Consider the following 295-nt stretch of genomic DNA (forward strand, 5'->3'; position numbering starts at 1 on the left):
CGACGACCTCTCGAACGCCTCCTGCGAGGCGGTCGCCAACAACGTGAAGGGCACGCTCGCCCTGCCGCACGCCTACGGCCGCCTGCAGTTCGGCGAGGATCTCGAGGTTCACTTTCGCACGCTGATCGGCATCGGCTCGAACCCGAACGTCGCCGCGGTCGTGGTGATCGGCATCGAGGAGCAGTGGACGAACCGAGTCGTCGAGGGCATCGCCCGGACCGGCAAGCCGGTGATCGGCTTCGGCATCGAGGGCCACGGCGACATCGCCACCATCGCCAAGGCCAGCTACCAGGCC

Annotated in this window: 1 protein-coding gene; it reads left to right on the forward strand. The window is 68.1% G+C overall.

Annotation, left to right across the window (positions count from 1 at the left end; translation table 11 throughout):
• Positions 1-295: UxaA family hydrolase (locus WDW90_RS38825; RefSeq protein ID WP_336492960.1), on the forward strand; the 295-nt coding region annotated here is incomplete at both ends.

Source organism: Methylobacterium nigriterrae (genome assembly GCF_037106235.1).
Classification (GTDB): Bacteria; Pseudomonadota; Alphaproteobacteria; order Rhizobiales; family Beijerinckiaceae; genus Methylobacterium; species Methylobacterium nigriterrae.